This is a genomic window from Bifidobacterium sp. M0307 (assembly GCF_016100445.1).
Taxonomy (GTDB): Bacteria; Actinomycetota; Actinomycetes; order Actinomycetales; family Bifidobacteriaceae; genus Bombiscardovia; species Bombiscardovia coryneformis.
In genome coordinates, this window is the sequence record NZ_JACFSL010000001.1 from 633,019 (window position 1) to 659,238 (window position 26,220).

The 26,220-nt window shown below is 56.9% G+C and carries 25 protein-coding genes, 1 tRNA gene and 2 pseudogenes; 15 read left to right on the top strand and 13 right to left on the bottom strand.

Annotated elements, in window-relative coordinates; translation table 11 throughout:
• The first annotated feature begins 22 nt into the window (after nucleotides 1–22).
• The 13 genes from trpB (at nucleotide 23) to H3V08_RS02525 (ending at nucleotide 10,354) form a co-directional block, all read left to right on the top strand.
• Entirely contained in the window at nucleotides 23–2,128 is a 2,106-nt protein-coding gene (gene trpB / locus H3V08_RS02465) for a tryptophan synthase subunit beta (protein ID WP_033490005.1), read from the top strand.
• Nucleotides 2,128–3,003 (top strand): tryptophan synthase subunit alpha, encoded by an 876-nt coding sequence (trpA, locus tag H3V08_RS02470; RefSeq protein ID WP_198182093.1) that lies wholly within the window; start codon nucleotides 2,128–2,130, stop codon nucleotides 3,001–3,003. Before trpB ends, trpA begins: the two co-directional genes overlap by 1 nt.
• Nucleotides 3,004–3,040: 37 nt before the next feature.
• Nucleotides 3,041–4,006, top strand: coding sequence for a prolipoprotein diacylglyceryl transferase (lgt, locus tag H3V08_RS02475; protein WP_198181489.1), 966 nt, complete (start codon nucleotides 3,041–3,043; stop codon nucleotides 4,004–4,006).
• Between the two features lie 36 nt (nucleotides 4,007–4,042).
• A complete protein-coding gene (gene rpe, locus H3V08_RS02480) occupies nucleotides 4,043–4,708 on the top strand; it encodes a ribulose-phosphate 3-epimerase (RefSeq protein ID WP_033490006.1) in 666 nt (221 codons plus the stop codon).
• A gap of 30 nt (nucleotides 4,709–4,738) precedes the next feature.
• Nucleotides 4,739–5,002, top strand: coding sequence for a phosphoribosyl-ATP diphosphatase (locus H3V08_RS02485; RefSeq protein ID WP_033490849.1), 264 nt, complete (start codon nucleotides 4,739–4,741; stop codon nucleotides 5,000–5,002).
• A 51-nt stretch (nucleotides 5,003–5,053) separates the two neighbouring features.
• A complete protein-coding gene (gene hisG, locus H3V08_RS02490; protein ID WP_033490007.1) occupies nucleotides 5,054–5,905 on the top strand; it encodes an ATP phosphoribosyltransferase in 852 nt (283 codons plus the stop codon).
• Between the two features lie 4 nt (nucleotides 5,906–5,909).
• Nucleotides 5,910–6,524, top strand: coding sequence for a CDP-alcohol phosphatidyltransferase family protein (locus H3V08_RS02495; protein WP_110445229.1), 615 nt, complete (start codon nucleotides 5,910–5,912; stop codon nucleotides 6,522–6,524).
• On the top strand, nucleotides 6,517–7,476 hold the full coding sequence (locus H3V08_RS02500) for a DUF881 domain-containing protein (protein WP_198181490.1): 960 nt from the start codon (nucleotides 6,517–6,519) through the stop codon (nucleotides 7,474–7,476). Before H3V08_RS02495 ends, H3V08_RS02500 begins: the two co-directional genes overlap by 8 nt.
• Nucleotides 7,477–7,478: 2 nt before the next feature.
• Complete coding sequence (locus tag H3V08_RS02505) at nucleotides 7,479–7,811, top strand: small basic family protein (protein ID WP_033490011.1); 333 nt, start codon at nucleotides 7,479–7,481, stop codon at nucleotides 7,809–7,811.
• A gap of 7 nt (nucleotides 7,812–7,818) precedes the next feature.
• The gene (locus tag H3V08_RS02510) at nucleotides 7,819–8,649 is read left to right on the top strand and encodes a DUF881 domain-containing protein (RefSeq protein WP_081870327.1); all 831 of its coding nucleotides are present in this window, start codon (nucleotides 7,819–7,821) and stop codon (nucleotides 8,647–8,649) included.
• A gap of 6 nt (nucleotides 8,650–8,655) precedes the next feature.
• Complete coding sequence (locus tag H3V08_RS02515; RefSeq protein ID WP_033490012.1) at nucleotides 8,656–9,096, top strand: FHA domain-containing protein; 441 nt, start codon at nucleotides 8,656–8,658, stop codon at nucleotides 9,094–9,096.
• Between the two features lie 32 nt (nucleotides 9,097–9,128).
• Nucleotides 9,129–9,764 carry a MerR family transcriptional regulator gene (locus H3V08_RS02520; protein WP_198181491.1) on the top strand — a complete coding sequence of 212 codons (636 nt, stop codon included), beginning with the start codon at nucleotides 9,129–9,131 and terminating at the stop codon, nucleotides 9,762–9,764.
• Between the two features lie 89 nt (nucleotides 9,765–9,853).
• Complete coding sequence (locus H3V08_RS02525; RefSeq protein ID WP_198181492.1) at nucleotides 9,854–10,354, top strand: hypothetical protein; 501 nt, start codon at nucleotides 9,854–9,856, stop codon at nucleotides 10,352–10,354.
• Between the two features lie 136 nt (nucleotides 10,355–10,490).
• Here H3V08_RS02525 and H3V08_RS02530 read toward each other — a convergent pair whose 3' ends face one another.
• The 7 genes and pseudogenes from H3V08_RS02530 to H3V08_RS02555 form a co-directional block, all read right to left on the bottom strand.
• The gene (locus H3V08_RS02530) at nucleotides 10,491–11,216 is read right to left on the bottom strand and encodes an HAD hydrolase-like protein (protein ID WP_198181493.1); all 726 of its coding nucleotides are present in this window, start codon (nucleotides 11,214–11,216) and stop codon (nucleotides 10,491–10,493) included.
• Between the two features lie 62 nt (nucleotides 11,217–11,278).
• Nucleotides 11,279–11,626 (bottom strand): RNA polymerase-binding protein RbpA, encoded by a 348-nt coding sequence (locus H3V08_RS02535; RefSeq protein WP_198181494.1) that lies wholly within the window; start codon nucleotides 11,624–11,626, stop codon nucleotides 11,279–11,281.
• Nucleotides 11,627–11,713: 87 nt separating this feature from the next.
• A complete protein-coding gene (locus tag H3V08_RS02540) occupies nucleotides 11,714–14,284 on the bottom strand; it encodes a DEAD/DEAH box helicase (RefSeq protein ID WP_198181495.1) in 2,571 nt (856 codons plus the stop codon).
• A gap of 64 nt (nucleotides 14,285–14,348) precedes the next feature.
• Nucleotides 14,349–14,666, bottom strand: coding sequence for a hypothetical protein (locus tag H3V08_RS02545; protein WP_198181496.1), 318 nt, complete (start codon nucleotides 14,664–14,666; stop codon nucleotides 14,349–14,351).
• A 35-nt stretch (nucleotides 14,667–14,701) separates the two neighbouring features.
• A pseudogene (locus H3V08_RS07640) lies at nucleotides 14,702–15,817 on the bottom strand (helix-turn-helix transcriptional regulator); the annotation flags it as partial.
• Between the two features lie 77 nt (nucleotides 15,818–15,894).
• A pseudogene (locus H3V08_RS07645) lies at nucleotides 15,895–16,678 on the bottom strand (helix-turn-helix transcriptional regulator); the annotation flags it as partial.
• Between the two features lie 149 nt (nucleotides 16,679–16,827).
• On the bottom strand, nucleotides 16,828–18,258 hold the full coding sequence (locus H3V08_RS02555) for a UTP--glucose-1-phosphate uridylyltransferase (protein WP_033497070.1): 1,431 nt from the start codon (nucleotides 18,256–18,258) through the stop codon (nucleotides 16,828–16,830).
• 186 nt (nucleotides 18,259–18,444) lie between these two features.
• Here H3V08_RS02555 and H3V08_RS02560 point away from each other — a divergent pair.
• A tRNA-Pro gene (locus H3V08_RS02560) sits at nucleotides 18,445–18,518 on the top strand.
• Nucleotides 18,519–18,759: 241 nt separating this feature from the next.
• Here H3V08_RS02560 and H3V08_RS02565 read toward each other — a convergent pair.
• The 5 genes from H3V08_RS02565 to H3V08_RS02585 form a co-directional block, all read right to left on the bottom strand.
• Nucleotides 18,760–19,443, bottom strand: a complete 684-nt coding sequence (locus H3V08_RS02565) for a response regulator transcription factor (protein ID WP_198181497.1) — start codon at nucleotides 19,441–19,443, stop codon at nucleotides 18,760–18,762.
• A 1-nt stretch (nucleotide 19,444) separates the two neighbouring features.
• Entirely contained in the window at nucleotides 19,445–20,701 is a 1,257-nt protein-coding gene (locus H3V08_RS02570) for a sensor histidine kinase (RefSeq protein ID WP_198181498.1), read from the bottom strand.
• Between the two features lie 478 nt (nucleotides 20,702–21,179).
• Nucleotides 21,180–21,983 carry an ABC transporter permease gene (locus H3V08_RS02575; RefSeq protein WP_232340080.1) on the bottom strand — a complete coding sequence of 268 codons (804 nt, stop codon included), beginning with the start codon at nucleotides 21,981–21,983 and terminating at the stop codon, nucleotides 21,180–21,182.
• Nucleotides 21,980–22,828 (bottom strand): ABC transporter permease, encoded by an 849-nt coding sequence (locus H3V08_RS02580; RefSeq protein ID WP_198181499.1) that lies wholly within the window; start codon nucleotides 22,826–22,828, stop codon nucleotides 21,980–21,982. Before H3V08_RS02580 ends, H3V08_RS02575 begins: the two co-directional genes overlap by 4 nt.
• Nucleotides 22,825–23,796, bottom strand: coding sequence for an ABC transporter ATP-binding protein (locus H3V08_RS02585; RefSeq protein ID WP_198181500.1), 972 nt, complete (start codon nucleotides 23,794–23,796; stop codon nucleotides 22,825–22,827). The genes H3V08_RS02580 and H3V08_RS02585 overlap by 4 nt, the downstream gene beginning before the upstream one ends.
• An 851-nt stretch (nucleotides 23,797–24,647) precedes the next feature.
• On the opposite strand from H3V08_RS02585, the gene H3V08_RS02590 reads away from it, so the two are divergent.
• Nucleotides 24,648–25,484 (top strand): SPL family radical SAM protein, encoded by an 837-nt coding sequence (locus tag H3V08_RS02590; protein ID WP_198181501.1) that lies wholly within the window; start codon nucleotides 24,648–24,650, stop codon nucleotides 25,482–25,484.
• A 262-nt stretch (nucleotides 25,485–25,746) separates the two neighbouring features.
• On the opposite strand, the gene H3V08_RS02595 is transcribed toward H3V08_RS02590, so the two are convergent.
• Nucleotides 25,747–25,977 (bottom strand): hypothetical protein, encoded by a 231-nt coding sequence (locus H3V08_RS02595; RefSeq protein WP_198181502.1) that lies wholly within the window; start codon nucleotides 25,975–25,977, stop codon nucleotides 25,747–25,749.
• Between the last annotated feature and the right edge of the window lie 243 nt (nucleotides 25,978–26,220).

Sequence of the window (26,220 nt, forward strand, 5' to 3'; positions counted from 1 at the left end):
GGATGTTGGAGGGAAGGGCTCTATGACTGTCTTGGACGAACTGGTGGCCGGTGCCGTGGAGGATGCCAGGGCCCGGGTACGGGAGATTCCCCTGGAGAAGCTCAAGGAGCAGGTCGGGGGTATGAAGCGTAGACCGCTGGACGTCGCCCGCCTCCTCAAGGAGAGCGCCGGCATCCCGGTCATTGCGGAAATTAAGCGTGCTTCCCCCTCCAAGGGGTATCTTGCCGATATCAAGGATCCCGCCGCCCTTGCCCGTCAGTATGCCAACGGAGGGGCCGCGGCCATATCGGTCCTGACTGAAGGCAGGCGATTCCTGGGGTCCTTGGATGACCTCCGTAAGGTCAGGGAGGCCGTGGGCATCCCCGTCCTCAACAAGAACTTCATCGTCTCCGACTATCAGGTCTGGGAGTCCCGGGCCAACGGGGCTGACATGATCCTCCTGATTGTTGCCGCCCTGGATGATACCAGGCTCAAGCACCTGCTTGCCCTGGCCGAAAGCCTGGGACTGACAGCTCTGGTCGAGACCCATGATCGGGAGGAGATCGAGCGGGCGATTGCGGCTGGTGCCAAGGTAATCGGTATTAATGCCAGGAACCTGAAGGACCTGAGCGTCGATGTGGACCAGTATGCACGCTTGGCCGCCAACCTGCCTGCTGATGTCGTCAAGGTGGCGGAATCCGGGGTTTTCGGAACGGTTGAACTTGAGCAGTATGCCAGGGCCGGGGCCGATGCGGTCCTGATCGGCGAGGGTCTGGTCACCGCCCAGGACCAGGAGGGGGCGGTCAGGGTGCTGGTCCAGGCCGGGCACAAGTTCAAGGCCGCTGAGGCTTTGCCCTTCTCGACCCATGACGGTCCGTACTTCGGTCCTTACGGCGGACGGTACATCCCCGAGGCCCTGGTAGGTGCACTGGACGAATTGGAAAGGGTCTACAAGGACGCCAAGGCTGATTCAGCCTTCCAGGCGGAGCTGAGCAGGCTCAACCAGGTTTATGTCGGTAGGCCCTCAGCTCTGACCCCCGCGCCCCGGTTCGCCAAGCTGATCAGTGATCGCGTCGGCGGTCAGGTCAGGGTCTTCCTGAAGAGGGAGGACCTGAACCATACCGGAGCCCACAAGATCAACAACGCCCTGGGTCAGGGTCTGCTGGTCAAGCGTATGGGGAAGAAACGTGTCATTGCCGAGACCGGTGCCGGTCAGCATGGGGTGGCCACGGCCACCGTCTGCGCCCTCCTCGGCTTGGAGTGCCGGATATACATGGGGCAGATAGATGCCCAAAGGCAGGCTCTGAACGTGGCCAGGATGCGGATGCTGGGCGCCGAGGTCGTAGAGGTGACCACGGGGACCAGGATACTCAAGGATGCCATCAACGAGGCCCTGCGCGACTGGGTGACCAATGTGGAGACAACGCACTACCTCCTGGGTACGGTTGCAGGTCCCCACCCCTTCCCGACCATTGTCAGGGATTTCCAGAAGATCATCGGTGAAGAGGCGTCCGGACAGCTCTCTGCTTACGGCATCGACCACCCTGACGGAGTGGTGGCCTGCGTTGGTGGGGGTTCCAACGCCATCGGCATCATGAACACCTTCCTGGATGATTCCCGGGTCTCTCTCTATGCCTACGAGGCCGGTGGAAATGGACCCAAGAGCGGCAAGCACGCCATCCGCCTGACGCCTGGAACAGGTCAGGTCGGTGTCTTTCAGGGGGCGAAGTCCTACCTCCTGGAGGACGAACAGGGCCAGACCGTGGACACCTACTCGATTTCAGCAGGTCTGGATTACGCCTCGGTCGGACCGGAACATGCCTGGTTGCGCGACATCGGCCGGGTCAAGTACGACTATGCGACCGACCAGGAAGCCATGCAGGCCTTCAGGGAACTCTGCCGGACCGAAGGCATAATCCCGGCTCTGGAGTCCTCGCATGCCCTGGCTGGTGCCAGCAAAGCCGCAGCGGATCTCCTTTCAAAGGGAGTCAAGGATCCCGTGATTCTGATCAACATCTCCGGCAGGGGAGATAAGGATATGGACACCGCGGGTAGGTGGTTCGGCTATCTGGCCGAGGACGAGGCCGGAACCCCGGAATCCGATGGCGGACATGACCAGAACGGTCGAGTGGATGAGGAGGCCCGATGATGGTCAACCAGTCAAAGCAGGAATCACCCGCCCAGCCCAGGGGTTTCAGCCGTGCGATCAGTCCGGTGGCGACCAACCTGGAGACCCTCCGTCAGGAGGGCAGGCCTGCCTTCATCGGCTACTTCCCGTACGGATTCCCCGACGTGCCCACATCCTTGGAGGCCATGCGGGTCATGGTCCAAAACGGGGTCGATATCGTTGAGATTGGACTGCCCTACAGCGACCCTGTCATGGATGGCCCGGTGATTCAGGCCGCCAGCAAGTGCGCCATCGACAATGGGGTCAAGGTTGAGGGTGTCTTCGAGGCGGTACAGCAGGTCCAGGAGGCCGGGGCAAAGGCCCTGGTCATGAGCTACTGGAACCTGATCATGCACCACGGTGTGGCAACATTTGCCCAGCACATGGCTGAGGCTGGCGGGGCTGGACTGGTCACTCCTGATTTGATTGTCGACGAATCGGGGGAGTGGATAGAACAGTCTGACCGGTATGGCCTTGACCGAATCTATCTTGTCTCGCCGGATTCGACTGATGAGCGTCTGCAGCTCACGGCCCGTGCAGCCAGAGGATTTGTCTACGCAACCTCTCGGATGGGAGTGACCGGGGAAAGAGCAAGCGTGTCCGAGTCGGCAGAGGCACTGGTGGCAAGGGTCAGGCAGGCCGGAGCTCCGTACGTATGCGTGGGCATAGGCGTTTCGACCGTTCGGCAGGCCTCCCAGGTCGGTACCTATTCGGACGGGGTCATAGTCGGGTCGGCTCTTGTGCACTGCTTCCTGGATGACCAGGGCAGACCACGCAGGGACCGCAGGCAGGCACTGGATGCCCTGGCTTCGACCTGCTCCGATCTGCATTGGGGAATTTCCCAGTCCAAGAAGTGAGCGGGCTGTAAAGCCCAGGGTCTAAACTGTGGGCCTTATGACGCTTGCCTACATTCCATCGCCAGGGGTATCCAGCATTCATCTGGGCCCGGTCACAATACGGTTCTACGCATTGACCATGCTCCTGGCCATCATTGTGGCCGCCTGGATCACGGCCCGCCGCTGGAAAAAGGAGGGCGGCCGGTCCGATCAGATTCTGGACATCGCCATCTGCGCGGTTCCCGCCGGCATTATCGGCGCACGGCTCTACCACGTTGTCACCACGCCTGAACGGTACTTCGGGGCCAATGGCAACCCGGCAAATATCCTACGAATCTGGCAGGGCGGCCTGGGCATCTGGGGGGCCGTGCTCCTTGGGGCCTTGGCGGCATGGGCCTGGTGCCGTCACAAGAACTATCCGACCGCCCTCCTGGCGGATAGTGTGGCCCCCGCACTCCTGGTTGCCCAGGCCATCGGGCGGTTGGGCAATTGGTTCAACCAGGAGCTGTACGGTGCTCCGACCACCCTTCCTTGGGGTCTGAAGATCGATGCTGCAGGTTCCGCCATCGGCAGCAGTGAACAGTGCTATGACGGGGCCACCTGTCCTGTCGGCACCCTGTTCCATCCGACGTTCCTGTATGAGATGATTTGGAATCTGATCGGTGCCGCCCTCTTGGTATGGGTGGGACACAAGGCGGTGAAGGTACTCAAGGCTGGTTCCCTGTTTGCCCTCTATGTGATGTGGTACACATTGGGCCGCACCTGGATCGAGTCACTTCGTATCGACTTCGCGCACGAGTTCCTCGGTGTGAGAGTCAATGTCTGGGTTTCCGTGGTGGTCTTCATCCTGGCGGGTATCGCTCTTGTGATTAATGCTCGCACAGGCAAGCCGACCCCTCTGCTATCTGAAAAACTGCGAACCATCACCGAGTTGGAGGAACGTCAGGAGGCCCAGGCCGAGGGAAGACGAGACAAGGGTGACGGAACCAAGGCCAAGGATGCGGACAACAGGGACATGAATTAGTTCCACAGGTCTGTCGTACACCCTAGAATAATCTTCATGAGCATTCAGATAGCACCTAGCATCCTGTCCGCCGATTTCGCCAACCTGGAGAGGGACCTCAGGGCCATTGCCAACGCCGATATGGTCCATGTCGATGTGATGGACCACCACTTTGTTCCCAACCTGACGCTTGGTGAGCCCGTAGTGGAACGCATCTGCCAGGTGACGGATCTTCCGGTGGATGTGCATCTGATGATCGAGGATCCCGACCGCTGGGCTCCGGAATTCGCCAAGCTGGGCGTTGCATCCGTCACTTTCCATACCGGGGCTGTCCATGCTCCTGTCCGGCTGGCACGCCAATTGCACGACATGGGGGTCAAGGCCTGCCTGGCCGTGCGTCCTGCCGAACCGGTCGAGCCGATTTTCGACATTCTCGACGAGTTTGACATGATTCTGGTCATGACCGTAGAGCCGGGCTTTGGCGGGCAAAAGTTCCTGGACAATCAGATGGCCAAGACCCGTCGTCTCCGTGACCAGATAACCGCACGGGGTCTGGATACCCGCATCCAGGTGGATGGCGGAGTGAGCCCCGCTACGGCACCAATCGTGGCAGAGGCGGGAGCCGATGTCCTGGTGGCGGGTTCAGCCGTATATGGTGCAGATGACCCGGCCAAGGCCATCGACCAGATTCGGCAGGCCGCCCAGGAGAGCTATAGGGACTGATTGGTCCATGGGGAGAATGGGGATGACCAGATGAAGACCTTCGAGGAGCTGTTCGAGGAACTCTCGACCAAGGCCGAGTCCCGCCCGGCAGGTTCGCTGACCGTGGACGAGCTGGACAAGGGTACGCATTTCATCGGTAAGAAGATTGTCGAGGAGGCCGGGGAAACCTGGATTGCGGCCGAGTACGAGGGCGCGGACAGGACGGCCGAGGAGATGAGCCAGCTGCTGTATCATCTACAGGTCATGATGATTGATCGGGGCATCAGCCTGGAGGATGTATACAGGCATCTGTGAGCCTTCCACCATCCCGTAGTAGAATCACTTCCGCTCTATAAGGAGGTTGCCGTGCTGAAGGTCGCGGTGCCCAACAAGGGTATGTTGTCACAGCCTGCATGGAGGCTGCTGTCGGAGTCCGGCTACCGTTTGCGCTCCAATGACCGGCAACTGGTGGTTGAGGATGCGGACAACGGTATCGAGCTCTTTTACCTCCGCCCGAACGACATAGCGGTCTATGTTGGCCTGGGCACCGTCGATCTGGGCATTACCGGTCGTGATCTCCTCCTGAACTCCGGCACCCGCGCGGTCGAGACCATGCAGTTGGGATTCGGCGCCTCCACTTTCAGATTTGCAGCCCCGGAATCCAGTCCTGTCAAATCCCTTGAGGACGTGGACGGCAAGCGGATCGGGACCTCCTTCGATCGTCTGCTTGAAGACTATCTGGCCGGCAAGGGTCTCAAGGCAGAGCTGATCCACCTGGACGGGGCTGTGGAGTCCTCGGTCCAGCTCGGAGTGGCAGACTTGATTGCCGATGTGGTCTCCACCGGAACCACCCTGCGCAATGCGGGACTTCGGGTTTTTGGTGACCCCATCCTCCATTCGGAGGGAATTCTCATCAGGTCGCCGCACCTGAAGCCTGATGATGAACGCTTGTCCGTCCTGTCTCGCAGGCTGGAGGGGGTTCTGACCGCCCAGCGTTATGTGCTGATGGATTACGACATTCCGGTCGAACGTGTTGCCGAAGCCGTCGGTATCACCCCCGGTTTCGAGTCGCCAACGGTCTCGCCCCTGCATGACAAGCAATGGGTGGCAGTCAGGGCTATGGTCCCGAAGGACCAGGTCAACAACCTCATGGACCGTCTCTATGGTGTCGGTGCGCGCGCCATTATCGTAACAGCCCTGCAAGCCTCTAGAATGTAGCATGATGGCTCTGATCGATCGAATCTCACGCAGCAGGTACAGTCCCGAACCCAGGTCGGTGATTCTCACCGTGCCGAATGTCATTAGCCTGCTTCGCATCTGTTCCATACCCCTCATCGCCTATCTGGTAGCCAATCGCCACCTGATTATCTCGCTGGTGGTTCTGCTCATATCCGCCTTGTCGGATGGGGTGGACGGCATCATCGCCCGACGCTTCAACCAGGTGAGCAAGCTGGGGCAGATTCTTGACCCGGTGGCCGACCGGTTGCTTATTCTATGCTCGATTCTGGCTCTGAGCATGGCCAATATCCTGCCCTGGTGGCTTATGGTCCTGGTGGGTGTCAGAGATGTTCTCCTGGGTATTCTGACACTGGTCCTGGCCCAGCATGATTACGGCCCCCTTCCTGTTCACTTCGCCGGGAAGACCGGCACGGCGGTCCTGATGCTGGCCATACCCGCGCTGATTTTTGCCGATGTGGGCCACAACACGTTCTTCCGTGTCTTCCACCTGGTGGCTCTGGGCGCCGTCATTTGGGGCGTTGCGCTTTACTGGCTTGCCGGGTTGATATATGCCTATCAGGGAATAGGCCTCCTTAGGGCGGACAGTACCCATGACTGAGCCCAGGCTGACTCCGGACTCCTTCCCAGTACCGCCCGACCGGGCCTTGATTCACCGGAGGGCGGTCTTTTCGCATTCGACGGCCAATCTGGGAACAAGGTATGTGGACCTTCCGACGGAAACGGTTGCGGTGGCGGCGACTCGACGCAGGCGCATGGCCGACGAGTCCCTGAGACTGATTGATGATCTGACCAACCGGCCTATGGACCCCATGTTCGAAGATGCCCGGCTTCTGCCTCGGGAGGGTCGTTCGACCTTCAGCATCTGGTTCAACAGGGTTCTCGTTTTCGTCATCTGTCTCGTGGTGGGTTTGGCCGGCACAGGTATCGTTCAGGTGCTGCATAAGGATCCTCGTCAGAAGGTCCGCGAGAAACTGATCACCCAGGTAGAGGTGGTAAACAAGCGTTCCGACGGGCTCTCCGATGATATATCGTCACTCAGGGGACAGATCGACGGTCTTTCTTCCGAGGCCGGTGCTTCTGCCGTCGGTAGGACACAGGCAAATGATGACGTGGCCAACGGGTCATCCCGCGTCAAGGGGGACGGTATTGTCCTGAACCTGGCCAACCCCATTTCTTCCAAGGATTCTCCCGAAAAGAACGACCAGATCAAAACGGTGACCGATCAGGACCTCCAGTGGTTCCTGACCAAGCTCTGGTCCGCCGGGGCCGAGGCCATAGCCATCAACGGGAACCGAATCGGTACGCAGACCTCAGTCAGGACGGCCGGGCAGACGATTCTTGTGGGGACGACCTCCATCCAGGCCCCATACCAGATCGAAGCCATCGGCGATCAGTCCAGTCTGGAGAGCATCCTCGACCGTGAGGACCTACAGGGGAGGCTCAACGGCTTCAAGAAGGCCAATATCACGGTCAACATCTCCAAGGAGAACGACATCACCATGAATGCAGTCGGGCTTCCCAACCTTTCCTATGCCAAAAGGAGTCAGTGATTATGGCGGCAATTCTCGGACTGGTCCTAGGGGTTGTAGCGGGTATCTTCCTGCAACCCGACATACCCATCGGACTGCAACCCTACCTTCCCATCATGGTGGTGGCGGCCCTGGATGCCCTGATGGGGGCTGTCCGCTCCTACTTCGAGCGCAGCTTTTCCGACAGGGTCTTCGTGGTCTCCTTCATATCGAACGTCATCACCGCGACCCTCCTGGTCTTCCTGGGCAATCAGCTGGGTGTCGGATCCCAGCTCTCCACGGCGGTGATTGTGGTCCTGGGCATCCGCATCTTCTCCAACGTCTCTTCCATCCGTCGTTTCATCTTCAAGGGATGACCGCAATATGAGGCACAGCAGAAAAGACAATGCGGGCGATATGCCCGTGAGCATTCCACCGAAGACCAAGGTGCAGGTGCATACCAGCGACGATGACATCGAGACCGGCGCCTTTCCTGTGGTTCGCCGCAAGCCACCCAAGTCGCTCAACGCCAATGCCACGAGGGTCAGGATCATTACCAGTGTCCTGGTGGCCCTGATGTGTGCACTCCTGGGGTTCGGGTATGCCGTCCAGGTTCACAACAACCGGTCGTCCTATGAGACCCTTTCCGAAGAGGAGCTTGTCCGCCTCCTGGATGAGACCAGCACCCAGGTCGACAAGCTGGAAGAGCGCAAGAGCCAGCTCAACCAACAGCTGACGTCCATCAAATCGGCCGCGGATAAGCAAAAAGAGGCGGCCAGGGTGGCACAACAGAACGAGCAGAACTCGGGCATCCTATCCGGGCGGCTTCCGGCTCAGGGCAGGGGAGTGACCATCACCATTTCCGAAACCTCGGACAGGATTGATGCATCGACCATGTTCAACCTGATCGAGGAGCTGCGTAATGCCGGCGCCGAAGTCATTTCCTTCGGCGATGTGCGCGTCGTTACCAGTACCTACTTCCTGGACACCAAGTCGGGTCTGCAGTGTGATGGAAGAAAGATTGCGGCGCCCTATACCATCAAGGCGATAGGGGACCCGGATGCCCTTCAGAACGCCATACAGATCGCGGGTGGAGTCGGTTCCAGGATCAAGGTCCAATACCATGCCTCAATCAGCGTCGAACAGTCCGATAGTGTCAAAATCGACCAGGTTCGCCGCGGCCAGGATTATCAGTACGCAAAGACTGTAGAATAGAGGACTATGACAGAACCTATTCCAACTGCGGGTGAGACCACCGTCATCGGCATGCCCGCACTGAACATCCCGGTGACGTCCAATGGTGACAGGCCTCTGACCAAGGATGACCTGGAGACGATGGCCCGTCTGCCCGAAGGGACGGCCCTGCTCATTTCGACCAGGGGTGCGGTGTCGGGTTCCCGATACCTGCTTGATCAGGACCAGGTGAGCGTGGGCAGGGATCCCAAGGCGGATATTCTCCTTGATGATTCCACGGTCTCCCGGACCCACGCCATTTTCAGGAAGGTGCCCAATGGCTTTCAGGTCCAGGACACGGGAAGCCTGAACGGAACCTACGTCAACCGCGAACGGGTTGAACAGGCCGATCTTCATAATGGCGACGAGATCATGATTGGCAAGTTCCGGCTTGTCTTTTTTGACAACACGGCGGTTGCATCCAGGTAGTGATCGTTTCTGCAGGGCAGGGGGAGAAGCCGATGGCAAATCGGACGGAATCCGAAGATGGGGGAGTGGTCTCTCATGTTGGCCTTGCACATCAGCCGGTCCAGGGGGAGCTCTTCACTCCTGAGCAGGCCGAAGGAATCACACGTGGTTACCGCGGTACGGTAGCCGCCAAGGTGGCCGGCATCACATACCGACAGCTGGACTATTGGGCCCGGAAGAGGATTGTCGAGCCGTCCATCAAATCATCGCACGGATCCGGTTCCCGGAGGCTTTACTCATTTAAGGACGTGGTTATCCTCGCCGTGTTGAAACGGCTCCTGGATGCGGGTGTCAATCTGGTCAATGCCACGGCAACAGTGAACTATCTGTCCAGGAGAACCATAACCCAGCTCGAAGATGTGACCGTGGTCTGTGATGGGGATCAGGTCATCGAATGCAGCGGTCCCGATCAGGTCTTTTCACTGATGAAATCCGGGAGGGCCGTGTTCGCCATTTCCGTGGGCGCCATCTGGCGACGCATGGAAGCGGACCTGGAGGCGTGCGACCATGTTGATCTGGAAAGCGGTCAGATTCGTTCCGGGGTGCCCGACAGGCCAATTGATGAGTTGACGGCCATGCGTATGCGCAAGCGTTTGGAACTTCAGCACAGGCAACGTCAGCAGGCCTGAACAACCTGCATGCAGCAGTAAAGCCTAGAGAGCACCTTTTCCTTCTGCACTGGGCTCTATCCATGGATCTGAGTGTAGAGGGGACGAGGATGACTCACGCACAGGGAAATTCAAAAGCCAGAAAAGCCGCGAAAGTTGCGCTCATCTGTCTGATTGCCTACGGGATGTGCCTACTCGGCACCTGGTTTCTGGCAAATGATGCGAACAGGCATTATGGAAAGACTGAGTTGGCTTACAGGAATGTTCTGGATGCTGCCTATACCAACCAGACATTGATTGAAACCATCAGTGAGGACAGGCAATTCAAAGATGGCGCTGCCTTGCAGTGGGCTCCGGATAAGCCACTCGACATTCCTGATTCACCCTCGGTATCTGTGTCGCCATTTGTCTGGGTCACGGTTATGCGGGCATACAGGGTTTACCGGTTTTGCGACCTGTTGGAAGATAGCAGCTTGAATCTGACCACCTACATTGTCCAGGCGGATAGCGACTGTCTGCACAAGGCGGGCTGTCTTTATGAACCAGGGCACCTGCCTGGTCAGGATGATAATGTGCCATACCCGGCAGTGTCACCAGCTCTGGGCGAGTGAGGCTTGATGGTTCTCTGACTGCATTGTTTATCGAATCTGACATAACGTACATTATCGGCGTTACGGGCTTATTGATGCATATCCGGCATTCCACCGTATTGGTGGGCTGTAGAGGCTTTTCTGTTGCAGAATACCCTCAGGCGAAGTACCCCTTAACGGTATCGGTGAGTTGATCAACTCGGTCGATGACCTTGTATGCGCCGTGGTCTTTCAGCTCTCCGGGCTCGGCGTAGCCCCAGCCGCAGCCCAGGCAGTCAAGACCCATCTCTCGGGCACCATCTGCGTCGGTCCACCTGTCGCCGACCATGAGCGCCCGGTCACCTTTGTCAGCTGAAAAGCCCAGACCTTCGAAGGCATAGGCGATGACCTTGTCCTTGGTGGTGCGGCTATCGTCGACGCTGGCCCCGTAGACGGCATCGAGATGGTCACTCAGCCCGAAATGCTCGCAGACGGGTATGGCCTGATACTCGGGCTTGCAGGTGGCCACGGCCAGCGTGAACCCGAGTTGTCTCATTTCATCCAGTTGGTCGATTATGCCAGGGAAAACTGAGGCGTAGAGACGGCCGGGCACCAAAGTATCCGGATGCTCTGGGTCTTCGAAGTCGGCTACATCGGCATAGTAATGTCGATAAATCTGCACGCCGTGCTCGATCTGGTCTTCCGGTACATGGTTTCGTCTCAGGGAGACCGAGATGGCCGGGCCGATGAACCGGCGTAAAGCAGCTTCATCGGGCACGGGCAGGTCAAGTTCCTCGAAGACCTTGACCACCGAGGCCAGAATGCCTGGATGTGAGGCGGTCAGAGTGCCGTCAAGGTCAAGCAGCACCACGTTTCGATTCGCCCCGGCGGTCGTCGTGTTCAAGGTCTGTATCCCCTTACCTGCGTATAGGCATAAGAGCAAAAATGATGTAACCGATGGTCAGGTTACTCGTAGTCCGGGAACCAGCCTTCTCTGTGCATCTTGAGGCGCTTGTCGAGAACTGTTTGAAGTTCTTCCTCGGAACGGCGCTCAAGGAGCATATCCCAGTGGGTCCTGGTCGGCTTCCCGCTCTTGCCGATTTCCTCGTCGTCATTGCCTTCCAGACGGGCAATCTGGCCACACCGGCACTCCCACTCCTGCGGAATCTCGGCGCCCTCAGCCAGTGGCAGGATGGTCCGATGGCCGTTGGGGCAGACATAGGCGACCTCACTGCGGGCTGCGAAATCCACGTTCTGGTCAGACTCCAGTGATTTTGCACCGATGCTCATGCCGCGTAAGCTGCGCTCTGCCATACTTCCTCCATAACGTTCAGGTCCTGTACTCCCAAGCTACAGAACAGGTTTGACTTGCTTTTTATTCCCTGGCCCGGGTCCGGCGCTCTACTCCACGCCCGTGTAGGCCACGATGCCGCGGTTGACCTGGTCGGCCGCCATGCTTGCCCGGAGTGCCAGGCGGTGGCCGCCTGACCCAAGGAAGGGTTCAACCTGGACAATCTGGGTCAGAACATCCGAAAGGCGCTTGGCATTCCGGACGAAATCCCCGGCCGTGAGGTCCGTGTCCTTGAGGATGGTTGCCAGGGAATCCCCGCAGGCCCAGTCGTAGACCGTTCTTCCCAGGCCGAAATCCAGCTCACCAGGAAGATCCAGACCTGCGTCTTCACACTCATCCCGCACCAGTTCCCACTCTCGGTTCATGCTGGCAATGGCACCTGCCAGCGGGGCGGATTGCCGCCTTGAATCATCCCTGTCGGCGACTCCCCTACGTGATTCATAGACCAAGCCGGACACGGCCGCGGCAAGCTCTTCCGGCTCCAGGTCGTCCAGTATTCCCTTGTCCAGAATCTGGGCCAGGGTCAGGTCCTGTTCGCTGTAGATTCGTCGAAGAAGTTGCCCGCGCTGGGTCAGTTGGTAATCCTCCAGATCGATCTGTCGGATGTATCCCAGGTCGGTCAGGATGGTGCATATCCGGTCGAATTGCCTTGAGACCGAACCGGTGCGCGACTCGTACCTGTCCTCGGCCTTCTGAAGTTCCTTGTGCTCACGGATCCAGCGATTCCCCCACCGCATATGACGGGGAAGGTCCGGGCATTGCCTGCAGGGATGGTTGCGCTCCTTTTCGCGAAGCTGCTCGATGCGTTCGTCCAGGTTCCTGAAGGCTTGGGTACGCTCTCGCTCATTGCTGAAACGTTGCTTCTTCAGCTGGCGGCGCTCGTTCTTCTGAGCGGAGGAGAGATCGGCACGGATTTCCATGAACTCAATCAGGTCTCCGTGACTGCACTGAGCCGCTTCACGATATCCATCCAGGGCTTCGGTCAGGGTCTGTATCCTGGCTTCAAGCTCGGAGGACGACCTGTTCGCCTCCCACTGGGCAAAGGAGTGGTCCAGGGTCTTGCGGGCCCTGTCGTAGGTGCTGCTGTTCAGCAGGTTGACCGCCATGTTGAAGGTGGGTTTGAAGCTGGAGTGCAGCGGGTAGACGCGCTTGCTGGATAGGGCCGCCATTGTTTCGGGGCTGAAGTCCCGATGATCCACGACCACCACGTGACCGATATCGTCGATGCCGCGACGTCCGGCGCGCCCTGTCAACTGGGTGAACTCCCCCGGGGTCAGACCGACGTGCCCGGTCCCGTCGAACTTCTCGAGCTTCTCGACCACCACACAGCGAGCGGGCATGTTGATGCCCAGAGCCAGGGTTTCGGTTGCAAACACGACCTTGACCAATCCCAGTTCGAACAGGTGTTCGACTATCTGGCGGAAGAGGGTCACCACCCCGGCATGGTGGGCGGCGAAGCCCTGCTCCAGGGCGAATCTGAACTGAGCGAAACCCAGAGCTTTCAAATCATCGCGGCTCAGCTGACCTTCGGCCATGGAGTCGACAATCTGACGGATTCTACGTGCTTCGGTGTCGGTGGTCAGCTGCAGACCTGCACGCGTGCATTGCTGAACGGCCTGGTCACAGCCGGTACGGGAGAAGATGAAGTAGATTCCCGGCAGCATATCCACGAAATCCAGCTCGTCAACAACAGCCGCACGGCTGGGACGGTACCGCTCCCCCTGACGGCGGCTCTGGGGTCCCTCTCCCCCGCGGCCATGGCGACCATGCCGGTGATTGCTGGCCTGTCCCCGCGCGCTCCTGCGGGACTCGCCCTGCCTGTTGAGCTGCGACAATCGGTTAATCAGACCGTGATTGATCTTGTTTGTTTGTCGTCCGGAGCCATCATGTCGATACAGGTCGATGATTTCGGGCTCGGTGTGCCTGTCGGCCTGGACCAGGACATGCTGCTCCAATGGCACCGGACGTCGCTCCGAGACCACCAGCTTGGTCTTGCCCCGGACCGATGAAATCCAGTCAGAGAAGTCCTCCACGTTCGAGACCGTAGCCGAGAGTCCGACAATTCGGGTGGAGCTGGGCAGGTGGATGATGACCTCCTCCCAGACCGGCCCCCTGAACTTGTCGGCCAGGAAGTGAACCTCGTCCAGAACCACGTATCGCAGGGCCGAGAGGGTGGATGAACGCTCGTAGAGCATGTTGCGCAGGACCTCGGTGGTCATGACGACGATGTCTGCCTCGGAGTTGATCGAGGTGTCGCCGGTCAGCAGTCCCACATGGTCTTCACCGTACCGGGCCACCAGGTCGTGGTACTTCTGGTTGCTCAGAGCCTTGATGGGTGTGGTGTAAAAGGTCTTAACGTTCTGCTCGTGGGCCAGGAAGACGGCAAAATCAGCCACGATGGTCTTGCCGGCCCCTGTCGGAGCCGCGACCAGGACGTTCTGGCCGTCCTCCAGGGCTTCAATCGCCTCGACCTGGAACCCGTCCAGAGCGAAAGGCTGCATGTTCTGGAAGCGTCCCGAGGCTCCGGTTATACGCTTACGGCGCTTGCTGAACCTGGCATACCGCTGCGATGGGCTGAGCGTCTGGTCAGATTCCTGACTGTCCTGATGGCGACCTGACATTTTCCTCCGATGATGGAGCCGGTCCTATGCCATGCTCCGGAATGGTTGGCCTCGAGTGCCTTCACTACCGATTGAAGTGCTTCCACCGGGCCCAGGCTGATGCGTGCCTGTCTCGCTTGTAGTTCTTTCGTCTGAGCAGATCGGCATGTGCCTGGGAATACCGCTCGGAAGCCTTGTTCAGCGGTTGGGCAAAGAAGGGGCCTGTCGATTCTCGGGGGCGAGCATCCTTGTCAACCGGCTGTGGCATGTGTCTGCTGACGGACTCACCGACCTGGCCCACGGTCTTTCCGGCCCGAATGGCATGGACTATGGCATAGACGGCCCCGATGACCAGCATGGCAATCATGAACAGGACCAGCAGTATCCAAACCCATCCCGGCATAATCGGCTCCTTTTTGGGGCTCGTAAGCCCGAGTTTCACTCGTCGCTCTGGTTTTCCTCGGCTGAGTCGCTGATGGTGATCTCCCTCTGGGCCCTGGCCAATATCATTGTACGCAGGGTCTCCGGGGCGACTGCGGTGATGTGCTTGGCGTGGGCGATGCAGAAGGCCACGAACCAGGAGTCCGAAGAGACCGTCAAATGTACCTTCTGCCCGGTGCCGCAGGGCTCCACCGAGGCGCCAGGCAGCGACTTGATGTACATGAGATCGGGCCGATCCGTGATGAAGACCGCGGCTGTACCGTTGTCGAAGCTCCACTTACGCAATTCACTGACTGGCACATCCGGGAATTCGACCTTGTGGCTGGGTTGGACGATGTCAGCATGTTCGATTCTGGCAATCCGCAATACCTGCCATTGGCGGTTCCTGCCAGTCCCCTGCTTGAGATGGTGGGTACCTTTGGATTCCGAGCCGGAATCCGAGGGAGTGTCCTCGGCCGAGGTGCCCTTGGCGGCATCGCCGATATCGGTCCAGACGGCGGCGTAGTAGACACCCTCATCGACGAAGATCTTAGCGGGTGCCACCACCTTCCTTCTGGTCCGGCCGGCGGCATCGGTGTACTCCATGTCCAGCAGTGAACCGGTCTTGATGGCCCGACGGACCACCGAGAAGCTCTTGGGTTCGGTCTCGTACCCGGTCAGGCTCAGCCAGGGGGTCTCCCCCGGGCCGACATGGGTACGCAGGCGCTCATAGAGGGACTCGGCCTGGGCTCGGGACTCCTCCGGCAGGAGGGGCGAGTGGGCCAGATAGTTGAGCGATGCCGTGAGCATGCTCAGGTACTGGGGTGAAATGCCGGCCAGGCGTTCCAGACCCAAGGAGTTGGTCGCAGAGACGATGCCGTTCTCATCCAGGAGGGACCAGTCGATGTCGAAGAACTGGCTGCCGGCCATCTCTCCGTCGTCCGAGACCGTGGTCAGGGTGTTGATGTCCTTGTGGATGGTGTTGACGAACTTGCGCAGCTCTTCCTTGCTCCGGGGTGTGCCGATGAAGCGGTCGGCCAGCTCGCTCAGGGAGAACTCCTCCCCCAGATGTGCGGAGAGGAAGAGCATGAGCCTCAGGCGGCGGTCAACTTCGGAGCCCGTCTGGAAGGATGAGGCGCTGGCCCGCCTTGCGTGAGGCAGGTCCATGTCGTCATCGTCCATGTCGGTTGCGATGTGCTCCGCCGGGTTGGAACGTACAATCTCCGGGGAAACCACGGTCGCCGCCCCGGGGCTGATGGATTCGTCGGCAAGCTGGAACCGGGTGGCGGCTTCCAGCCTGCGGTGGAAGGCGTCGACGGCCTCCTGGGGGCTTACGATCGATGCACCGGGATGTTCCAGGACGAACATGGCCAAATCGTCGGAATCCGCATATGCCACATTCAGATTCTCGCCGTCCACATCCACTGTTGCGGCAAAACGTCGGGAATCGATGACCCTTACCAGATCGTCAGGCAGGTGCTGGGTTCCCAGACCGGGCGCTATGGAGTCAAGCCCCAGCCCGGGGATGGGTACCTGGGGTACTCGTGGGGTTGTGCGCGATACGGGCCTGACCGGCTCTTCCCAGGCCTCTTGCGACATGGCGATGGACCGGGCCAGGTAGTTTGCCGCTGCCAGGACCGGCATGTCCTCCTGGGCAAAGTGCATACGTATACGCGGTTCATCCCCCAACTGCAGGCGGTAGGAGGCGAAGTCCTGCCCTTCGGACTTGGAAGAATACTCGGGCTGCCGGGACTCGATGGCTATACCCATGGCGGCCAGCTTGGCCCTATCCCTCTGGAACTGCTTGGCAAAGGCGGCCTTGGCTGCCTGATCGGCCAATTCGCCGTATGAATCCGCATAGGCCTTGACCCGCTGCGCAATCTGCCTGGAGGTCAACCATTGCGGGAAGGCTGAGGATAAAACGGCTAGGACATCAAGTTCGTGCTTGCCCCACTTATCCGAGAATCGCCGTCTTCCGTTTGTGCCTTCTGCCATCAGTCCTCGCGTATCGTTAATGTGTAGAACACCAGTGCGCCCGAAACGCACTTCTCAATATAATAGGTTCTTTTTATGGCGCGTGGGTACCAAACACCCAAATACAGTACCATTTCTTGACAGGCTGAACATGGTCCGAAGCCTTGACATCAGACCCATTCGTCAGGCTCGACACCCTGGGGTCCCACATACTGTCCATTGGGTATGTAGGAGGACGCTCCTCGGTCTGCCAGATGAGCATCCGAGTAGAGGGTGACATCCCGGCCAAAGGTCCAATCCCCCTCGATGGTGACCGACTTGGCGGCTGCCAGACTAGGGACCCCGTAAGGGAAACGATCATCGAAGTCCGAGATGTACTTGTAGTAGCGCTCGTCCAGATTTACGTTGGGGAACTCGTAGTTTCCGTCCTCCATTTCGTAGGAGTCCGTCAGGTGGAAACGGTCGGACCGCATGATGAAAAGGTCATTGGTGGTCTTGACGGGCAGGAATCGCATCCTGTCGACCTGAACGCAGGTGGCGCCCTCGAAAAGCGATGCGGCCGACCCCATTGCCGTCTCCAGCTGTACGACGGGGGTGGTTGATGGGTCGGTGGGGTCGACGAACTTTCTGTTTTCGATGATGGGCAGGGGCAGTACGCCCCGGTATTCTTCCAACTTCTCCTTGAGGGCATCCACCCGGACCCAGATGCTGTTGGTGTTGAAGTAAGGGTGCTTGTGGATGGACATGGCCGAGGCCCTGTCGTGGGGGTCGACCTGGGTCATTTCACGCAGGAGGAGGTGGCCCGTCTCACGATCGATGACGATATGGCCGCCTTTCCTGTCGGACTCCGTCCTCCTGGCCACTTCAATCATGAACGGTGAGCCCGATTGGGCGAAATGACCGGCGAGGGTCCTGGATGGCCTGGCACCCAGGTTGTCGGAGTTCGAGATGAAGAGGTACTCGATTCCTTGGGCTTCAAGAGTGTCGAGGAGACCCGATTCCCATATGGTCGAGAATATGTCGCCGTGACCTGGGGGGCACCACTCCAGCTCAGGCTGGTCCGGATAGGAGACGGGCTCGCCGGTATCTGCGATGAGCTTGGGTTCGATGTGCTGGATAATCTCCGTGGGCATGGTTTCAGGCGTAAATCGCTTGTCCTGGTGAACCACCCGCATGGTGTCCTTGGAGGTCCTGAAGGAGTTCATGAAAATCAGAGGGAGGGGCACTTCCAAGCGTTTTCGAGCAGTCAGCACCTGCCCCAGAATGATGTCCAGGAACCTCATCCGCCGGGCCTTGTGCCGCCGGATGGTCAGGAGGGATTTGGCCTTTTCCAGCCCCATGGAAGTCCCCAGACCTCCGTTGAGCTTGAGGAAAGCCGTCCGGGAGAAGGCATCCAGGGCCATGTCCATGTCCATGGTGTCGTGAATCTCGCTGATGCGAGGGACATCCTTGAGGGGCTGTACCTGGGATTCTCGGACCTTCCCGCCGAAGTCGCCGCTGCTCCACGTCTCATACAAGTGCCTGAATTGTTGGACCGAGAGATCGCTCATGCCTTCTGCATGCATCTTTGCGGATGAGAGATCAAACCCTTGTTCGCTCATGAATCCCCTTTCGGGTTACAGCAGTACCGCGGGAACATCCGTATGGAGTGCTCCTAAACATCCCATGATAGCAACCGAGTTTGGGCTTCTACCTCGTGATGGAAGGATGCTGCGCTCGCGAGACTCGCCAAGACTTGGACCGACCGAGGTGCTGTGCTAATATTTCTCCTCGGTGCTAATGCACATCGGGCCGTAGCGCAGTTTGGTAGCGCACTTGACTGGGGGTCAAGGGGTCGCGGGTTCAAATCCCGCCGGCCCGACGAGATAGCAACAGATCCAAGGCTTCCGGGCCTTGGATTTTTTTTATGTCCCGAATCGGACCCATTTAGGCTCATTTACAGGGGGCATGAAGTCTTTGCTTTGTCCACCTGAGAGAACTAAACACTAATCAATACATGTCTGCATCGGATGGAGTTGAGGTGTACTCAATCAGGCACGCCACTGAAGAAGGCCTCCCCCATGACTTAGGGAGGTTTCCTTCAGTGCTTTGAGGATGATGTCTTACTGGTTTTGTGTGTCCATCGCAGCTTTGTACCAGAGAACGGCTATGTTCAGCCTCTCTCTGACGCCGAGTTTATTGAGTATCCGGCTTACAGTCTTTTTGACTGAGTCGGCCTGTATGCCTAATCTTTGCGCTATTTCAGCGTTGGTCATGCCTTCGCTGATGAGGGAGGCGACTTCAAACTCGCGTTTGCCGAGGGTGGCGAATTGCTGTTGCAACTCCATTTCTTCGCTGTTTGTTTTCGCTGTGGTTATCCCCCTACGTATAACTTCACCTGTTATACGGGGAGTGAGGATGGCATCACCTGCATATACCGATCGGATTGCCTTGCACAGGTCTGCTGTTTTGGCATCTTTGAGCAGGAATCCAGAAGCACCTGCACTAAGGCCGCCGAAGGCATAGTCGTCCTGGTCGTAGGTGGTCAGGACGATAACCCTGATGGAGGGGTATCGTTCCTTGATGAGGCTGGTAGCGTCAAGACCGTCCATAATCGGCATTCGCACGTCCATCAGAATTACGTCGGGAAGAAGTTGTTGTTGCTTCTCGGCGGATTCCAGGAAGTCAAGGGCTTCTTTGCCGTTCGATGCCTGACCTATTACCTGCAATTCACGATCTTTGGCCACCATGAGCGCAAATCCCATTCTGGCGGGACGTTGGTCATCTACGATCATGACACGGATCATGTTATTCCTCGCTGTCTGCGGGTTCTTTGAGTGAAGGGATACGGGCTTGTAGGAGCCATCCGTTGGATGTCTGCCCTGATTTCAGAAAACCACCGTATCCTCGAAGAGCTTCTTGGAGTCTGTTCAGTCCGGTTCCGATGCTGGATGTTTCCTGAACTGGTTCACCATTGTCTCTGACTGAGATGGTTATGCCGTCGTGGCTGTCATGGTCCCAGGAGATTACGATACGATCGGCGTGACACCCGTGTCGGAGTACGTTGGTGATGGCCTCTCTGGTTACGATGAAGCTCAGATTAGCTTGTCCAGGGTCCTGCGGTCTGCGTCCGGTTTCGGTGAGTGCGACGGTCATTCCGATTTGCCGTGCGTGATTGATAATCGGGTTGATATCATCCCAGTGGTATGCCTGTTTCTGCCCTACCGGCGCGAGTTGAAGTCCGTCTGTATCGGTTGGAGGCTGGAGTGCTTTCACCGCTGTCCTGGTATCGGTCAGTCCCTGACGTGCCAATTGGTTAATCATGGTGATAGCGTCGTCGACATCTGGTTTTCCGGTGATTTGGCCCAGGCCCTCAGACAGGGCGATGATGGCGGTCAGATCATGCCCTACACTGTCATGGAGCTCTGCTGCAATTCGGGATTGGTTGACTGCCTGGTCGCGTTCTTGTGTCAGGTGTTGGCTCCGTTTTCGCTCATTCGAAAGTGCTTGTTCGGACCGGTGTCGTTCTCGCTGTGTCCTGGATACCAGTCCTAAGCCTACGCATAAGGCGAAGTACATGGTTGTAGGGTAGAGCAGACCGATGAGGTCGGCATCCTGACGCCACAAGGTCGCCAGGATTGTGGTCGCTAATCCCAAAAGAACGGTTGGAATCAAGCAGGCGATGAGGTTTTTGGGGTTCTTGGTCTCAACTGTGCAGGCGTAAAGGTCGATAAACCATACCAGCAGCAGGTAGGTATATGCAGAACCGTAGATTACTGCGGTCAAGAGCATGAGGATGGTAGAGGCTAGCAGAGTTGCTGTAGGTCGTCGACGGCGTAAGCAGAGCAAAACCAGGGACAGGGTGATGATAGCAACAAATAGAGGCAGTCCCCATTCGGTATTGTCCAGAGACCGCCGCAGAGTTCGGTTGGCGCTGTCGGGAGCTAGGATCAGTCGCGTGAGCATCATTGTTTCGTACAAGGCGCACAAGAAGACCATTACGTAAGTTGTAGTTGGCTGGTTCCAGTACTCGAACCAATCAGTCAGCTTCCTGTTCGACTTCATCGTTCCGGTCCCCTCCTCAATATCATTATTCACTATGCTGTCACCTGGCGAAAAGGAAGAAGTCGCCAGGTGGAATCGTTGTTGCAATGAGTGTGAGGTGTGGTGCATGTTCGTACTGAACGGATCTTCTTGTTCATGAACTAATTACTCCTCTTGTGAGATAAGAGTGAGGCTGCCGGTGACGTGAATGGTCGCGTGTTTGCCGGTTCCCCCGAAGAGGGTCTCCGTGCCGGTGAATCCATGATAGGGGCTGTGTACTTGCCTGAGTACGAATTAGTAGCGTCTGATCGTGTTCCTATCAAATCGTTCTGTCTGCTAACCCCTAGACCGGTTGAGCATCCTGAAAGAGTGGATAGTGCCAGTAACGCCGTAATGAACATGATCAGGCAGCGGGTGAAATGAAGTACAGGGGTACATGCCTTGTCAGCGGTGATGGTCATGGAGTATGTCTTTTCCTACAATTTTCAAGTTCTACTGGTCAAATGGCTTTCCTGGTCAGCCGGCGGAAAATAAGTGCCCCAATAAGAACCCAGAGGGCAGCTACCACGGTTGATGCGATGATGGAGGTGACCGATGTGATGTTGCCTAGGTCTCTAGCTGCTGATGCGGTTGTTATCAGGGCCAGCGGGTAGGGCATGGCCAAAGTAGGGGCTATGACCGAGAGGGCACAACCGGCCAAGGTGAGTAGGAGCATGATGGACATGGTAGAGGCGAATGACTCGGCTCTGGCGGCGATGGCCTGCGTCAGGGTCATGATGGCCCAGACGGACATGATCATGGGGATGGCCCGCAGAAGGTAGGGGCCAATCTGAAGTAAGTTGAAGCCCTCATTCATACCTACAGCGATGAACTCCAGCTCGAAGATTAGGACGGTCAGGAACGACGCGAATAATCCGTGGAGCATCTTGCCCGCTATGGCTGTATCGGCTGTTCCTGATGCGTTTAATCGCTGCCAGTTGCGCCCCCTATGTTCGTTGGCTTCGATTTGGGCAGCAAAAGCAGCAACCAAGATTGGCATAAAGACCATGCTGGGCAGGAGGATGGCCTGTCCCCAGACAGCAGTCCAAGTCACCCCTTGTAATTGGAAATCTCGACGGTAGCTGATGTATTGGTCCCAACCGTTGAACATGCCGATGGCATCGAATAATACGGTGGCAAGCCAGTACCACAGGTTGCCAGCCTTATGCAGCTCCCAATGGAAGGCCGCCATAATGGAGGGTCGTTTGCGGATCTTGCCCATTTGGCTGCTGATTCTGATAGGACTGAGTGCCTGCTTGCTCATCGGTGTGACTCCCCTACTGTGATGACGAATGCTGAAATGCTGGTCCAGCTGATGCAAGCAATCAGACTGGTGAGTACCAAGATCCAGGGATTGGTGGCGAGCGCCATTCTGGCGTAACCGTCCGGTGTGGCTGTGGTCAGGAAAGGACTGGCGGCCGAGCTGATGCCGGCTGGGAAGAACCAGCCCAGTCGGGCTACGTTCATCGGTCCCAGACCTGAACCCACTAAACCGGCGATCACACTTACACCCAGGCCGATTGCCTGCTTGTTTATGGTCATGGAAAGCATCAGCTGGATGGCGGCTACGGCAAAGGATGACAGAAAAGCAATGAGGTCTGATGCAAGTATCAGAGAAGACAGGTCACCATCAGATTTGAAGCCCATAGCCAAGGCCGCCAGAGGTGTCCATGTCAAGGGGACTATAAATATTTGGGATAAGGCTATTCCTGCCACCGCTAGCTTGGCGAAGAATCTCCCGGTCTCCCCCTGCCCTAAGGACTGCCATTTAAGGTCCATGCGCTCGCTGGTTTCCATGATGGCCAGTCGGCTGGTAAGGAGGGCGGCAAGGATTGGGGCTAGCAGACTGATGGTCTGGTAGATGTCGCCTTGTGTCAAGGTCAAGGTTCGCGTCGCTGGATTGCCACCGGCCCGTTTCATAAGGGCGAATCCTGACCATAAGGAAACCAGGGTAACCATACCTATGATCATCCACCAGAAGGATGAGCCCTTCGTCTTGCGCATCTCCATGGAGATGAGCATCAACGGACTGCTGGAGCGTGTGGTTCCGGCTCCGTCATGTTTCCTGGGCTCCACGGATTTCGGGATGCTTGTTGTGACGATACTCATCGCGATGCCCCCTGCTGGAGTCCGATCTGTGGTACATGGGCCTGGGTACTTTCCACCAATTCCAAGAAAGCGTCCTCAAGGCTCTTGCGTTCGGAGGCCACACGATAGACCTGCAGTCCTTGGGAGACCAGCTGGGCGACTAGACTACCGACTAGCCGATCATCGGACTCCGGGATTCGCAAGGTCCTGCTTTCCTGAATGTACCCATAATCGATGCCGTCGTGCTCAAGCGTGCCTGCCGCCAGTTGAGGGTCGGAAACGCGCAGGTCTATGTGCCCCTCGTCGCGCAGATCTTCCAAGGAGCCCTGGTAGAGCAGTCGTCCGGCCGCGATGATGCCGACCATTGGTGCCATCTTCTCGATTTCGGAGAGAATGTGGCTGCTGAGGATGACCGTAACACCTTCGCTAGCTGCAAGATCCATGATCATCTGGCGGACCTCGACTACCGCCTCGGCATCCAAACCGTTGGTTGGCTCGTCCAGAAGCAGTAGCTCAGGATGGGATATGAGCGCCATGGCGATGCCCAAACGCTGCTTCATCCCCAGGGAGTAGTCTTTGGCCTTCTTGTCCTCATGTCCTCTTAGCCCCACCTTAGCCAACACAGCAGTGGACGAGCTGGAAGGCAGACCCAAATAATCAGCCACCATTCGGCAGTTGTCCAGACCAGACAAGTTCGGGTAAAAACTGGGGCCTTCGATCATGGATCCCACACGACCTGGTTGGATATGGCTGTGACGTTCCACCTCCTGTCCGAGCATCCACATCCTACCTGAAGTTGCATCCGTTAAACCGAGCAGGAGTTTCATAGTTGTGGACTTTCCTGCACCGTTAGGCCCCAGCAGTCCATAGACACCACCGGTGGGTACCTGCAGGTTCAGTCCGTTCACAGCCTTGAAGGTGCCATAGGATTTGACCAGGTCTTTCGTCACAACAGCCGCCTGAGGTTGAATGTCTTGATATCCGTTCATTGCTGCCTCCGTAATTAAGTGGTTTCTAACTCTATGGAAGCTACTTTCGGCAGTGCGGGCAACGCGAAAAGCGTATATGTCCCCCCAGGTGGACATATATGCCGGTATTTCTTCCGAGACAGTGTGTATTTACCGAATTTGAATGGCTAAGACGCAATGACCAGAACTCGGTCGACGTCATGAATCGTCTACAGGACGTGGGAATTGGCTGTGAAAAAGCCCGCTCCCCTAACGCGTATACGTATATCCAGTATGCGGACTTGTTTTAGGTGAATGCTGATTGTCGCGTATTTTGTTCTTATGCATACCCTGTGCATTATGTACGACGGCAAAGGAACCGCCATGAGACTTACCTCTTCGACGCGGAAACCATCCGATGTGGTTATTTGTTGCACATCATGATGTCGGATAAACCACTAGTCATTGCAGTCAGTTTTTTTGGACTGGCACTAATCCTGGCTCATGTTATATCGTTCGTTACAGATTCTCGGTTCTGGGGCTTGTGCACATACCCGGCAGCTTGGGTGATAATGATTGTCTTCATGATGATCAGACACTGGCGAGGAAGCAGAAAAGACTAACTACATTCGAGATAGCTAGTACGTGAAAAGGGCGAACTGCGAGCTGTTAGGCCGTTTGCCCCTCTTGTCTCGCTTTATATGCTAACCAAGGCCTTCGTTGTTTGTGTATACCTACTCGGCTAGTGCGGCTCGGAGAAGCTGGGAATGATCTGTCTCATCAGCAACGAGTCCAGTGCACTTTGATTCTCGTTACGTTTTAGAGTTAGCGTTATTCTCTGGAGTTCTTTTGAGAAGCAATATCTATGTCGATATAAGCAGACGGGGCTAAAAATGAAAGTGGAAGTCAACGAAGTGGCTGTCAAATCCATCATTACGCCCAGCAATCTTCCTGATGCGGATTATGTCATTAATCCCTACCTCGGGTGCTCTTTCGGATGCAAATACTGTTATGCAAGCTTTATGGCACGTTTTGCCGGCATCGTAGAATCATCGTGGGGCAATTTTGTGTATGCGAAGGTAAACGCTCCGGAACTGATTAAGAAAGAGCTGAGTGGTAGAAGAAAAGACAAATACTTCGGGAAAAGAATCCTCTTGTCTTCTGTAACGGATCCTTACCAGCCATGTGAAAACCGCTATCAGCTGACCAGATCAATTTTACAGGAGTTCACCTCTGCGGAAATCGACGGCAGCATCGAAGTTCTGACGCGCTCGCCTATTGTTGTCCGTGACAGGGATATTCTGAGTCAACTCCCTAACTGCGAGGTCGGAATGACCGTGCACTACATCGAAGAAGATGAACCGATCAGCATGATTGAGCCCAGAGGGTATCCCATAAGGAAGCGATTAAAGGCCCTTGCGCAACTGGCCGATTCAGGTATTCGAACATACGCTTTTATAGGCCCTCTTTTCCCGTATATGTTCTACGAAGAGGACCGTATGTCCCGCCTTCTGCATGAACTGAGAGAAGTTGGGGTTCAGGAGGTGTTCTTGGAGAAGATCAACAGGAAAGCAGGTATGGCGAGGATTCACCAAGCGGATATAGCTACCTTCGAAAAGGACAACCTGGCCAAAACACAGAACGCCGATAAGATGACCGACAGTCAAGTAATGCAAATGGCTGAAGAGTACGGACTCTCACTGAGGCTCGGCAGTGTGATCGAGCACTAAAGTGAGCTGCTTGAGGCAACCTTCCTGTAACCCTTATATTGGCATGCTGATATGGCTTCAATTGGAGACGCAAAGTCCTCTCAGATTTGCCTATCGCTTTCAAGGCATGCCGGCGACTTAGCTCTTTAGCGCCGAATCGGATAAAGAACGTCATCGAAATCGCAGTGAGAGCTCATGATGGTTCTCGGAGGTTCGCCGAATTGATGCACTCTGAGCGATTACAAGCCGACGGACACACGGACGAGAGAATGAGTTACCTGGTTCAGGAAACTCTCGCTGTCATCTGGGCAAGGTACGTAGCTATTTTCAGTTCCAGCCGCGGCTCCTCTCGCCTGAGTTCACGGATAAACACAATCTTGTCCTTGTTTGGATTCATCTCCTTAGACGCGGCGATGTTCTGGGCCCATTTCACCGCTGTGTCCATCGGGTCTTCGCAGTTGGCAAATATCTTAGCGATTTCTTCCCTTGGATTGTTGTTATTCATCAAAATCATAGTTTCCCCTCCAGCCCTTCATTTATGGAAACGCAAATAAGACAACACGCTTACCGTCTTCAAATGAAACGAAGAGAACTATCCGATTAAAGACAAATACGGATGCGTCACTCCGCCAGAATCGTCTACGATTCGCTGTTCTGACAATTGCTTGATGACGGTGTCTATAACCGACTTCAGTTTACCACTGCACTGTTGATTATCAAGGAATGACAGTTTGCTCAGTCGAAACCGAGGTCGCAG